This is a genomic window from Xanthomonas rydalmerensis (genome assembly GCF_033170385.1).
Taxonomy (GTDB): Bacteria; Pseudomonadota; Gammaproteobacteria; order Xanthomonadales; family Xanthomonadaceae; genus Xanthomonas_A; species Xanthomonas_A rydalmerensis.
In genome coordinates, this window is sequence record NZ_CP126170.1 from 4,761,004 (window position 1) to 4,772,954 (window position 11,951).

The 11,951-nt window shown below is 69.4% G+C and carries 9 protein-coding genes; 2 read left to right on the top strand and 7 right to left on the bottom strand.

Annotated elements, in window-relative coordinates; genetic code table 11:
- Positions 1-29: 29 nt before the first annotated feature.
- From QN245_RS20390 to QN245_RS20400, 3 genes are read right to left on the bottom strand one after another with little or no spacing between them, the layout of a single operon-like run.
- Positions 30-1,475 (bottom strand): efflux transporter outer membrane subunit, encoded by a 1,446-nt coding sequence (locus QN245_RS20390; protein WP_317845406.1) that lies wholly within the window; start codon positions 1,473-1,475, stop codon positions 30-32.
- 5 nt (positions 1,476-1,480) lie between these two features.
- Complete coding sequence (locus QN245_RS20395; protein WP_317844084.1) at positions 1,481-4,627, bottom strand: efflux RND transporter permease subunit; 3,147 nt, start codon at positions 4,625-4,627, stop codon at positions 1,481-1,483.
- Positions 4,628-4,636: 9 nt separating this feature from the next.
- Positions 4,637-5,857 (bottom strand): efflux RND transporter periplasmic adaptor subunit, encoded by a 1,221-nt coding sequence (locus QN245_RS20400; protein WP_317844085.1) that lies wholly within the window; start codon positions 5,855-5,857, stop codon positions 4,637-4,639.
- A gap of 160 nt (positions 5,858-6,017) precedes the next feature.
- On the opposite strand from QN245_RS20400, the gene baeS reads away from it, so the two are divergent.
- Complete coding sequence (gene baeS, locus QN245_RS20405) at positions 6,018-7,394, top strand: sensor histidine kinase efflux regulator BaeS (RefSeq protein ID WP_184449722.1); 1,377 nt, start codon at positions 6,018-6,020, stop codon at positions 7,392-7,394.
- Complete coding sequence (locus tag QN245_RS20410) at positions 7,391-8,074, top strand: response regulator (protein WP_184449724.1); 684 nt, start codon at positions 7,391-7,393, stop codon at positions 8,072-8,074. Before baeS ends, QN245_RS20410 begins: the two co-directional genes overlap by 4 nt.
- Before the next feature lie 102 nt (positions 8,075-8,176).
- Here the strand turns inward: QN245_RS20410 and purU are convergent, their stop codons facing one another.
- The 4 genes from purU to QN245_RS20430 form a co-directional block, all read right to left on the bottom strand.
- Positions 8,177-9,028 (bottom strand): formyltetrahydrofolate deformylase, encoded by an 852-nt coding sequence (gene purU / locus QN245_RS20415; RefSeq protein WP_184449726.1) that lies wholly within the window; start codon positions 9,026-9,028, stop codon positions 8,177-8,179.
- A 291-nt stretch (positions 9,029-9,319) separates the two neighbouring features.
- The gene (locus QN245_RS20420; protein WP_043093636.1) at positions 9,320-9,760 is read right to left on the bottom strand and encodes an XVIPCD domain-containing protein; all 441 of its coding nucleotides are present in this window, start codon (positions 9,758-9,760) and stop codon (positions 9,320-9,322) included.
- 123 nt (positions 9,761-9,883) lie between these two features.
- Positions 9,884-10,762 carry an NAD(P)-dependent oxidoreductase gene (locus tag QN245_RS20425; protein WP_486684765.1) on the bottom strand — a complete coding sequence of 293 codons (879 nt, stop codon included), beginning with the start codon at positions 10,760-10,762 and terminating at the stop codon, positions 9,884-9,886.
- Between the two features lie 58 nt (positions 10,763-10,820).
- The gene (locus QN245_RS20430; protein WP_317844086.1) at positions 10,821-11,918 is read right to left on the bottom strand and encodes an NADH:flavin oxidoreductase/NADH oxidase; all 1,098 of its coding nucleotides are present in this window, start codon (positions 11,916-11,918) and stop codon (positions 10,821-10,823) included.
- Positions 11,919-11,951 lie beyond the last annotated feature (33 nt).

Genomic DNA, 11,951 nt, shown 5'->3' on the forward strand with positions numbered 1-11,951 from the left:
GCCGCTCCTACGGTGGTGCGGGGAATACGCTAACGCGCCGCATCCGCCACGGCCTCGCGGCTCTGCGCATCGGCGCCGCCGCCGAGCACCTTGTACAGGGTGACACGGTTGCCGGCCTCGGTCAGCCGCAGCGTGATCAGGTCCTGCTGCGCCGCGTACAGCGAGCGCTGCGCGTCCAGGGCATCCAGATAGCTGTCCACGCCGTTGCGATAGCGGGCCTCGGCCAGGTCGTCACTGCGCTGGGTGACCGCGACCAGGGCGCGCTGCGCATCCATGCGTTCGTCCAGCTGCGCGCGCGTGGCCAGCGCATCGGCCACTTCGCTGAAGGCGCTCTGGATGGCCTTCTCGTAGCTGGCGACGTTGACGTCGCGGGTGATGCGGGCCACGTCCAGTTCGGCCTTGAGCGCGCCGGCGCGGAAGATCGGCACGCTGATGCTCGGCACGAACGACCAGGTGCGATTGCCGGCGTCGAACAGGCTGGACAGCGCGCTGCTGCTGCGCCCGGTGGAGGCGGTCAGCGAGATGATCGGGAAGAACGCCGCGCGTGCCGCACCGATGTCGGCGTTGGCCGACTTCAGCGTGTGCTCGGCGTACAGCACGTCCGGGCGCTGCAACAGCACGCGCGATTCCAGTGGCGCCGGCAGCGGCGCCAGCGCCACGCCGCCCTCCAGCGCGCCGGCCTGCGGCAGGGCATCGGCCGACACCGGTGCGCCGACCACCAGGTCCAGGGCATTGCGCGAGGTGGCCAGCTGCGTGGTGTAGCTGGCCACGTCGGCACGCGCGCTTTCCACGCTGGTCTGCACCTGCGCCAGGTCCAGTCCGGAGGCGATGCCTTCGCGGTGCCGCGCCTCGGTGAGCGCCAGGGTCCGCCGCTGGCTGTCCAGGGTCTGCTGCGCCAACGCCAGGCGCTGCTGGTCGGCGGCCACGGCCAGCCAGTCGGCGGCGACCTCGGCGACCAGGCTCATGCGCGTGCTGCGCTGGGTCTGCGCGGTGGCCAGGTAGGTTTCCAGGGCTTCGTCCTTGAGGCTGCGGATGCGTCCGAACAGGTCCAGCTCCCAACTGCTGATGCCCACGTCGGCCGCATAGGTTCGCGCGACGTCGGAGCGCCCGCTGCTGCTGGTCGACGCGCTGCTGCGCGAGGCGCTTTGGCTGCCGCTCAGGCTCACCGACGGGAACAGGTCCGCGCGCTGGATGCGGTACTGCGCACGCGCCTTGTCGATGTTGAGCACCGCCACGCGCAGGTCGCGGTTGTTGTCCAGCGCCTGCGCGATCACCTGCTGCAGGCGCGGATCGAGGAACACCTGGCGCCAGTCCAGGGTCGCGACGTTGGCGCTGTCGCCAGCGGCGCCGCTGCCGCTGTCGGCGAAGGTGGCCGGCACCGGCGCGTCGGGACGCGCGTAGCTCGGCGCCAGGCTCGCGCAGCCGGCGAGCAGGCCGGCGCAGGCCAGCGCCAGCGCCGAGCGGGCCAGGGTCACGGGGGTCACGGGTTCGCCTCCTGCAGTTGCGCCGGTTCCGGTTCGGCACGCTTGCCGGGGAACAGACTGCGCACGATCACGTAGAACAGCGGCACGAAGAAGATGCCGAGCATGGTCGAGATCAGGGTGCCGCCGAGCACGCCGGTGCCCAGCGAATGGCGGCCGCCGGAGCCGGCGCCGCTGCTGACCACCATCGGCAGTACGCCGAGCATGAACGCCAGCGAGGTCATCAGGATCGGACGCAGGCGCATGCGCGCCGCGTGCAGGGTGGCGTCGATCAGCGGCTGGCCCTTCTCTTCCAGCTCCTTGGCGAACTCCACGATCAGGATGCCGTTCTTGGCTGCCAGGCCCATCGTCGCCAACAGGCCGACCTGGAAGTAGATGTCGTTGGACAACCCACGCAGCCACGTCGCCAGCAGCGCGCCGACGATGCCCACCGGCACCGCCAGCATCACCGAGATCGGGATCGACCAGCTCTCGTACAGCGCGGCCAGGCACAGGAACACGAATACCAGCGACACTGCGTACAGCATCCAGGTCTGCGTGCCGGCGGCCTGCTCCTGGTAGGACATGCCCGACCAGGCATAGCCGACGTCCTTGCCGAGCTTGCCCACCAGCGCGGCGATGCCATTCATCGCCTCGCCAGAACTGATGCCGCTGGCGGCACTGCCGGTGATTTCCATCGACTCCACGCCATTGAACCGGCTCAGCACCTGCGGCGCATACGCCCACTGGCTGCCGGAGAAGGCCGAGAACGGCACCATCTCCGCGCTGCTGTTGCGCACGTACCAGCGGCCGATGTCGGCGGGCAGCATGCGGGCGGCCGGCTCGCCCTGCACGTACACGCGCTTGACCCGGTTGTTGTTGAGGAAGTCGTTGACGTAGCTGCCGCCCATCACCGTGGCCAGCGTGGCGTTGATATCCGAAGCGCTCAGGCCCAGCGCGCCGGCCTTGGCGTCGTCGATCTGCACCCGGTAGGTCGGTGCGTCTTCCAATCCGTTGAAGCGCACCGCGCTCAGCTCCTTGTCGGCCTTGGCCAACTGCAGCAGCTGCTGGCGCGCAGTGACCAGCGCGTCATGGCCCTTGCCGGCCACGTCCTGCAGTTCCAGGGTGAAGCCGGACGTGGTGCCCAGGCCGTTGATCGCCGGCGGCGACAGCGCGAACACCTGCGCATCCGGCAGCGTGCCCATCATCGCGCCGGTGATGCGATTGGCGATCTCCTGCGCCGAGGCGCCGCGCTCGGCCCAATCCTTGAGCTTGATGAAGCCCATGCCCGAATTCTGGCTGCTGCCGGCGAAGCTGAAGCCGGTGATGGTCATCATGCCGGCCACCTCCGGCTGCTTGAGGATGAAGCCGGTGGCCTGGTCGATCGACTGCTGGGTGCGTTGCTGGGTGGCGCCGGCCGGCGTGGTGAACATCACCATCAGCATGCCCTGGTCCTCATCGGGCAGGAACGAGCTGGGCAGGCGCCAGAACAGCAGCGCCATCACCGCGAGCAGCACCAGATAGACCAGTCCGCCCAGTTTGCGGTGGCCGATCAGCTTGCCCACGCCGCGGCCGTAGCCGTCGGCGCCCCGGTCGAAACGGGTGTTGAACCAGCCGAAGAAACGCCCGAGCCAACCCTTGCGCGACACGTGCCCGCCGCGCGCGATCGGCTTGAGCAGGCTGGCGCACAGCGCCGGACTCAGGGTCAGCGCCACCAGCAACGACAACAGCATCGCCGCGGCGATGGTCACCGAGAACTGCCGATAGATCTCGCCGGTGGCGCCGCCGAAGAACGCCATCGGCAGGAACACCGCGGTCAACACCAGGGCGATACCGACCAGCGCGCCGGAAATCTGCCCCATCGAGGTGTAGGTCGCCTGCCGCGGCGACATGCCGTCCTCGCTCATCAGGCGCTCGACGTTCTCCACCACCACGATGGCGTCGTCGACCAGCAGGCCGATCGCCAGCACCATCGCGAACATGGTCAGCGTATTGATCGAATAGCCGAGCAACGCCAGCACACCGAAGGTGCCCAGCAGCACCACCGGCACCGCGATCACCGGCACCAGCGTGGCCCGCCAGTTCTGCAGGAACAGGTACATCACCAGCACCACCAGCACGATCGCCTCGAGCAGGGTCTTGACCACTTCCTCGATGGAAATGCGCACGAATGGCGTGGTGTCGTAGGCGATCTCGTATTTGAGCCCGGTGGGGAAGTAGGGCTTGAGCTGTTCGAGCTTGGCTTCCACCGCCTTGGCCGCATCCAGTGCGTTGGCGCCGGTCGCCAGTTCCAGGCCCATGCCGGAGGCGGGCTTGCCGTTGTACTTGGAACTGGACGCGTAGGACCTGGAGCCCAACTCGATCCGCGCCACGTCGCGCAGGTAGACGGTGGCGCCGCCGGGCTGCGATTTCAGCACGATCGCCTCGAACTGCGCCGGCGTCTTGAGCTTGCTGCGCGAGGTGACCGTGGCGTTGAGCTGCTGGCCCTGCACCGCCGGCAACGCCCCCAGCGCCCCGGAAGAGACGTCGGCATTCTGTGCCGAGATCGCGTTGCTGACGTCCGACGGCATCAACGCGTAGGTCCGCAGCTTTTCCGGATCCAGCCATACCCGCATCGAATACTCGGAGCCGAACACGTTGACCCCGCCGACGCCGTTGAGCCGGCTGATCGGATCCTGCAGCGTGGACACCATGTAGTCGCCGATGTCGGTGCTGTCCATGCTGCCGTCTTCGGAGGTGAAGGCCAGCACCATGAACATGCTGCTGCCCATGGACTTGGTGACGGTCACGCCATTGCTCTGCACCGCCTCCGGCAGCATCGCCTCGCCTTGCGAGACCTTGTTCTGCACCTGTACCTGGGCGGTGTCCGGGTCGGTGCCGGAGTCGAAGGTCAGGGTGATCGAGGCGGTGCCGGCGGAGCTGCTGCTGGAGGACATGTACAGCAGGTGGTCCAGGCCGGTCATCTGCTGCTCGAGGATCTGCGTCACCGAGTTCTGCACGGTTTCCGCCGAAGCGCCGGTATAGGTGGCGCTGACGTTGATCGATGGCGGCGCGATGTCCGGGTACTGCTCCAGCGGCAGCGACAGGATCGAAAGCGCGCCGGCCAGGGTGATCACGATCGCGATGACCCAGGCGAAGATGGGACGGTCGATGAAGAAGCGGGCCATGGCGGTTCCTCAGTCGGCCTTCGGCGCCGCAGCAGCGCCCTGCGTGGCCACCTTGGCGGTCGTGGCGCTGCTGCCGGCCGTCGCGGTCTCGGTCACTTCCACCGCCTTGACCTCGGCGCCGACCGATACCTTCTGCAGGCCCTGCACGACGACCCGGTCGCCAGCCTTCAGTCCGTCGCGCACCACCCACTTGTCGCCGATCGCATCGCCGGTGGTCAGCACGCGCTGGGCGACCTTGTTGTCGCGGCCGACCACCATCGCCACCGCCTCGCCCTTGCTGTTGCGGCTGATCGCCTGCTGCGGCACGAGGATGGCCTGCTCGTCCACGGCCATCGACAGCATCGCCTTGACGTACATGCCCGGCAGCAGCAGGCGATCGGGATTGGGCACCACCGCGCGCAGCTTGACCGTGCCGGTGGCGGTATCGACCGCGGCATCCACCACCTCCAGCGTGCCGCCGCGCGCATAGGTGCTGCCGTCCTCCAGTTGCAGCGTCACTTCGGCCTTGCCGTCCACCGCCTTGAGCTGGCCGGCGTCGAGCTGGCGGCGCAACTGCAGCAGTTGCGCGCTGGACTGGGTCACGTCCACGTACATCGGGTCGAGCTGGTTGATGGTGGCCAGCACCTCGCTCTGGCCGGCGCTGACCAGCGCGCCCGGCGTGTAGCTGGAGGTGCCGATGCGGCCGGAAATCGGCGCGGTGATGCGGGTGTAGTCGAGATTGATGCGCGCAGTCTGCAAGGCGGCCTTGGCCGCGACCACTGCCGCCTCGTTCGCGCGCAACGTGGCCACCGCATCGTCTCCGTCCTGCTTGCTGACCGCATCCAGCCCGACCAGGGTCTGGTAGCGCTGCGCCTTGGGCCTGGCCGACAACACCGCCGCCTCGGCCTGCGCAAGGTCGCCCTTGGCGGTGTCGTACGCGGCCTGGTACGTGGCCGGATCGATCTCGTACAGCACTTGCCCGGCGTGGACGTCCTGCCCCTCGGCGAACAGCCGCTTGCGCAGGATGCCGCCGACCTGCGGGCGCACGTCCGAGCTCATGTAGGCCACGGTACGGCCGGACAGGGTCTGATCCACAGCCAGGCGCTGCACCTTCACCGTCTGCACGCCGACCTGCGTCTGCGGCATCTGCGGCGGCGGCTTGGAGGAACACGCGGCCACGACCGTGGCGACGACGGCGAGCAGCAGCCAGCGCGAGGACGAAATGGAGAAACGACGGGCGACCGACGACATACGGCGAACTCACGGAAGATCCGAAGGTCGCCACGCTAGGACCCGAATGTGCAGCAAATTTGGAGATTGCCGGCGACAGCGTGGATTGGCTTGCTTTCCCCTGCCGCGGCGCGGCTAATACGCAGCATCAGCCGTTCCTGCGCCGCGCCGCGCCTCGCCGATGAAACTGGGCCTCACCGCCAAGCTGTTCCTCGCCATCCTCGCCGCCTGCGTGACGGTGCTGCTGATCAATGGCCTGGCCGTGCAGGCCTTCGTCAAACGCCAGTTCCTGGACTACCTCAACGAACAGGGCGTGGAGCGCATGCTGGAGGCCATGCCGCGGGTCAGGGCCGAGTATGCGCGGCACGGCAACTGGGAGTTCGTGCGCGACAACCCCGACGCCTGGTTCGGCATGATGCGCCCGGAGCCCCGCCCCAGCCTGCCGCTGCGGCCGCCGATTTCAGACCAGACCGGCGCGGTATTCCGCTTCGCCGTGCTCGACCAGGACTACAAGCCGGTGATCGGCAATCCCGATGTCGGGCGCGACGACATCCTGCGCCCCGTGGTGGTCGACGGCCGCACTGTCGGCTGGATGGCGATGCTGCCTTTCCAGAAGGCGCTGGCGGCGGCCGACGCGCGGTTCTACGCCGCGCAACAGCGCGCATGGTGGGCGATCGGTGGCGCCTCGCTGCTGGTCGCCGCGCTGCTCGGCTGGCTGTTGTCGCGCACCATGCTGCGGCGCCTGCGCGGCCTGACCCGCGCCACCCACCTGCTGGCGGCCGGCGACTACGCCACCCGCATCGACGCGGCCGCGCGCGACGAACTCGGCCAACTCGCGCGCGACTTCAACCTGCTGGCGCAGGCGCTGGAGCACAACGAACGCGCGCGGCGCGCGTTCATGGCCGACATCTCGCACGAGCTGCGCACGCCGCTGGCGGTGCTGCGCGCCGAACTGGAAGCGCTGCAGGACGGCATCCGGCCGATGACGTCGGACTCGCTGGGTTCGCTGCATCAGCAGATCGGCCAACTCGGCAAGCTGATCGAGGATCTGTACGACGTGTCGCTGACCGACGTCGGTGCGCTCGCCTATCGGCGCGCGCCGGTCGACCTGGCGGTGATCCTGGCCACCGTGCTGAACGGTATGCGCGCGCGCTTCGCCACCGCGCGGCTGCAGCTGCAGGAGCAGATCCAGGCCGGCCCGCTGCCGGTGGACGGCGACGAACGCCGTCTGCAGCAACTGCTCGGCAACCTGCTGGAGAACACGCTGCGCTACACCGACGCTGGCGGCGTCGTGCAGGTGCGCTGCGCGCGCCGCGACGCGGTGCTGGAACTGGTGGTGGAGGACAGCGCGCCGGGCGTGGAGGCGGACAAGCGCGCGCGCCTGTTCGAACGCTTCTACCGCGCCGAGGCGTCACGCAACCGCGCCAGCGGCGGCAGCGGCCTGGGCCTGGCGATCTGCCGCAACATCGCCGAGGCGCATGGCGGTGCGATCGACGCCGAGGCCTCCGCGCTTGGCGGATTGCGCGTGGTGTTGCGTTTGCCGGCGCTGGCGGCATGAGCGGCCTGGACCCGATCGGGCACGTGCTGATCGTCGAGGACGAACCGCGGCTGGCGGCGGTGATGGGCGAGTACCTGCACGCGGCCGGCTATTCGCACGACTGGATCGCCGATGGCGCGCAGGCGCTGGGCGCATTCCGCGCGCAAAAGCCGGACCTGGTGTTGCTGGACCTGATGCTACCCAATCGGGATGGGCTGGAACTCTGCCGCGACCTGCGCAGTGAAAGCACGGTGCCGGTGATCATGGTCACCGCGCGGGTGGAGGAGATCGACCGCCTGCTGGGCCTGGAGATCGGCGCCGACGACTACATCTGCAAACCGTTCAGTCCGCGCGAGGTGGTGGCGCGGGTGCAGGCGGTGCTGCGCCGCCATCGCCACGATCCCAATGGCGCGCCGGCGCCGGGCCTGCAGATCGACGAGGACGCCTGCCGCGCCAGCGTGCACGGCCGCGACCTGGACCTGACCCAGGTCGAGTTCCGCCTGCTGCGCACCCTCGCCGCCGCCCCGGGACGCGTGTACTCGCGCGAGCAGCTGATGGACCGGCTCTACGTCGACCACCGCATCGTCACCGACCGCACCGTCGACAGCCACGTCAAGAACCTGCGCCGCAAGCTCGCCGACGCCGGAGTCGCGGATTGGGTGCGGTCGGTGTATGGGGCCGGTTATCGCTTCGAGCCGTGATTGGGGATTCGGGATTGGAGATTCGCAAAAGCGGCTTGGCTGATCACCGTTGCGGTTGCAGCGCTGCCGGCTTTGGCGAATCCCGAATCCCCACTCCCGGCCTCACCGAAACACGACCGTCCGATGCCCGTTGAGCAGGATGCGATGCTCGACGTGGCGGCGCACGGCGCGGGCCAGCACCTGCGACTCGGTATCGCTGCCCAGGCGCACCAGTTCGCGCGGGGTCATGGCGTGGTCCACGCGGGCCACGTCCTGTTCGATGATCGGGCCTTCGTCCAGGTCACCGGTGACGTAGTGCGCGGTGGCACCGATGATCTTGACCCCCCGTGCGTGCGCCTGGTGGTACGGCTGCGCGCCCTTGAAGCTGGGCAGGAAGCTGTGGTGGATGTTGATCGCGCGTCCGGCCAATGCCGCGCACAGCGTCGGCGACAGGATCTGCATGTAGCGGGCCAGCACCACCAGGTCGATGCGTTCGCGTTCGACCAGCGCCAGCAGCTGCGCTTCCTGTTCGGCACGGTTGGCAGCGCTCACCGGCAGGTGATGGAACGGCACGCCGTAGGAACCGGCCAACGCGGCGAAATCGGGATGGTTGGAAGCCACCGCGGCGATGTCGACCCGCAACTGCCGGCTATGCGCGCGGAACAGCAGGTCGTTGAGGCAGTGGCCCTGCTTGCTGACCAGCACCAGCAGGCGCGCGCGCCGGCGGGCGTCGTGCAGTTGCCAGTCCATCGCGTAGTCGGCGGCCAGGGGCTCCAGTTGCAGCTTCACCGCGGCGGCGACGCCGTCGGCGGGTACATCGAAATGCACGCGCAGGAAGAAGCGGCCGCTCTCCTCGTCACCGAACTGCTGCGCATCGAGGATGTTGCAGCCGTGTTCGAACAGCAGGCCGCTGACGCGGAAGACGATGCCGGTACGGTCCGGGCAGGACAGGGTCAGGATGTAGTCGGGGCGCATTTGCAGATGATAGGGGACCCGTACCCTCACCCCAACCCCTCTCCCGAGGGGAGAGGGGCTAAAAGCAATCCAGCCGAAGCCGGCTTTTCCTTCTCCCCTCGGGAGAAGGTGCCCCGAAGGGGCGGATGAGGGTCCGGGCGAAGCCTCGTGCAGTCGAAACACACCGCGTGCGCTACGCGCTCGTACCCTCACCCCAACCCCTCTCCCGGAGGGAGAGGGGCTCAGCCATGCCTGCACTGAAATCAGGTCGCGGCTAACGCCGCGCCGAGAACATTACTCACGTGCCTGCGCTCACTCCGGGCGCAGGCGCAGCGCCAGGCGGCGGTTGACCTTCTCTAGGCGCGCCAGCGAATCTTCCACCGACATGCCCACCGCTTCGTGGGTGGTGATGTGCGCGCGCAGGTGCGCCGGATCGTCCAGGTCGCCGCGCACCAAGAACACGTTCTCGCCATCCTCCACGTCGCCGATCTCGCGGCTAAGTACCACGTGGTCGACCTGGTCGAAACCGTACTCCTTGGCCAGCGGCAGCAGCCGCGCCACCATGCGCTCGCTGATCGCGTCCGGCGCGCGGCCGCAGGCGGCGTCCAGCGCGTGCACGCCCTCGCGGATCTGCGCGTACAGGAGGTGATCAGGATGGTCCGGATGATCGGGGCCGGGCACGGCCTCGCGCACCACCGCGCGCGGTGGCTGGATCGGGGCTCTGTCGCCGGGATCGGACGAATTCGGACTCATGGCATCCTCCTGTGATGCGCCAGCAAATCGCCGCACCTTAGCGGCAAGCGTGCGCCAGGCTCAAGCGGGCACGCAGTGTGCGGCATGCCCCGCCAAGGTCCGCTGAAGATCCGTTGGCCTCGCTCAGCCCTGCCCGGCGCGGCGCGCGGCGACCTTGGCCAGCGCCGCCCAGTCCAGATCGCCGTCGCCGTGCGCGATCGCCTCGATGAAGGCATCGCGCAGCACCGCCGCCAGCGGCATCGGCACGTTTCTGGTCTCGCCGGCGTTCAGCGCCAGGCGTACGTCCTTCAAGCCCAGCGTGGCCTTGAAGCCGGCCGGGCTGTAGCGCTGCTCGGCGATCATGCCGCCGTAGGTCTGGTAGGCCGGCGCGGCGAACACGGTGCTGGTGAGCATGTCGAGGAAGTCGGCCGCTTCCACGCCGTGCCCGCGTACCAGTGCCGATGCCTCGGCCATGGTGCCGATGGCGCTGGCCAGGCACAGGTTGGCGGCGAGCTTGACCGCGCTGGCCTGTTCCGGCGCGGTGCCGAAGTACCAGGTCTTGCGCCCGATGACATCGAGCAAGGGCTGCACCCGCGCCAGCGCCGCGGCGTCGCCGGCGGCGAGCAGGTTGAGCTGGCCGGCCGCGGCCACCTCGACCCGGCCCAGCACCGGCATCGCCAGGTAGGCGACGCCGCGCTCGGCATGCAGCGCGTGCAGTTCGCGCGCCAGTGCCACCGAGATGGTGGCCATGTTGACGTGCACGCTGCCGGCGGTGAGCGCGTCCAGCGCGCCGCGTTCGAGCAGGGTCTCGCGCACCGCGGTGTCGTCGGCCAGCATCGAGAACAGCACCGGCCCACGCACCGCATCGGCCGGTTGCGCGGCCAGTTGCGCGCCGGCCTCGAGCAGGGGCTGCGCCGCCGCGGCGCTGCGGTTCCAGACCGTCAACGCATGGCCGGCGCGCAGCAGGTTGAGCGCGATCGGCTGGCCCATCGTGCCCAGGCCGAGAAATCCAATCGTCGTCATTGCATGCTCCCTAGAGGAATCGAAATGGAGGCCGCCACCAGCGCGCGCGGCGCGCCGGTCAGGCGTCGAACACGCCGCGCGCCGCATGCGGCTCGCAACGCAGGTACTGCGGCGACGGCCGCAGCCGCGCGCCCAGCGCGGCGGCCGCATGCCATGGCCATCGCGGATCGTAGAGGATGCCGCGAGCCAGCGCGATGGCGTCGGCGCGGTCCTCGGCGAGGATGGCCTCGGCCTGCTGCGGCTCGGTGATCAGGCCCACCGCGATCACCGGCATGCGCACCGCGCGGTGCAGGGCCTCGGCCAGCGGCACCTGGTAGCCGGGCGCCACCGGAATGCGCTGGCGCCGGTCCAGCCCGCCGCTGGACACGTGCAGATAGTCGCAACCCTGCGCCTGCAGCGCCTGCGCCAGCACCTCGCTCTGCGCCAGGTCCCAACCGCCGCCGACCCAGTCAGTGGCGGAAATGCGCACGCCCACCGCGATGCCGGGCGCCACGGCGTCGCGCACCGCCGCATGCACGCGCAGCAGCAGGCGCATGCGGTTCTCCAGACTGCCGCCGTAGGCATCGGTGCGCTGGTTGCTCAGCGGCGACAGGAACTGGTGCAGCAGGTAGCCGTGTGCCGCATGCAGTTCGATCAGCTCGAAGCCCAGGCGTTCGGCGCGCCGGGCCGACGCCACGAACGCGTCGACGATGGCGTCGATACCGGCCAGGTCCAGCGCCTGCGGCGGTGGGCCGTCGGCGGCGAACGCCTGCGCCGACGGCGCCACGGTCTGCCAGCCGTTCGGCTGGTCAGGGGCGATCGCGCCGCCGCCGTCCCAGGGCTTGCGCGTGGACGCCTTGCGCCCGGCATGCGCGAGCTGGATGCCCAGCGGCATCGGCGACCAGCGCCGCACCGAACGCAACACCGTGGCCAGCGCGGCCTCGGTGGCGTCGTCCCACAGGCCCAGGTCGGCGTAGCTGATGCGCCCACGCGGCTCCACCGCCGTCGCTTCCAGGATCAACAGACCGGCGCCGGACTGCGCCAGCTGGCCCAGGTGCTGCACGTGCCAGTCGCTGGCACGGCCGTCCTCGGCGGAGTACTGGCACATCGGCGCGATCACGATGCGGTTGGACAACGACAGCGGCCCCAATGCGAGGGGCGAGAACAACTGACTCACGATAGGGATCCATAAAGGCGCCGCGCGCGGCGC

Coding starts and splice junctions, on each gene's coding strand:
- baeS (WP_184449722.1), top strand. CDS start 6,018: ATGAAACTGGGCCTCACCGCCAAGCTGTTCCTCGCCATCCTCGCCGCC.
- QN245_RS20425 (WP_486684765.1), bottom strand. CDS start 10,762: ATGACGACGATTGGATTTCTCGGCCTGGGCACGATGGGCCAGCCGATC.
- QN245_RS20420 (WP_043093636.1), bottom strand. CDS start 9,760: ATGAGTCCGAATTCGTCCGATCCCGGCGACAGAGCCCCGATCCAGCCA.
- purU (WP_184449726.1), bottom strand. CDS start 9,028: ATGCGCCCCGACTACATCCTGACCCTGTCCTGCCCGGACCGTACCGGC.
- QN245_RS20395 (WP_317844084.1), bottom strand. CDS start 4,627: ATGGCCCGCTTCTTCATCGACCGTCCCATCTTCGCCTGGGTCATCGCG.
- QN245_RS20400 (WP_317844085.1), bottom strand. CDS start 5,857: ATGTCGTCGGTCGCCCGTCGTTTCTCCATTTCGTCCTCGCGCTGGCTG.
- QN245_RS20410 (WP_184449724.1), top strand. CDS start 7,391: ATGAGCGGCCTGGACCCGATCGGGCACGTGCTGATCGTCGAGGACGAA.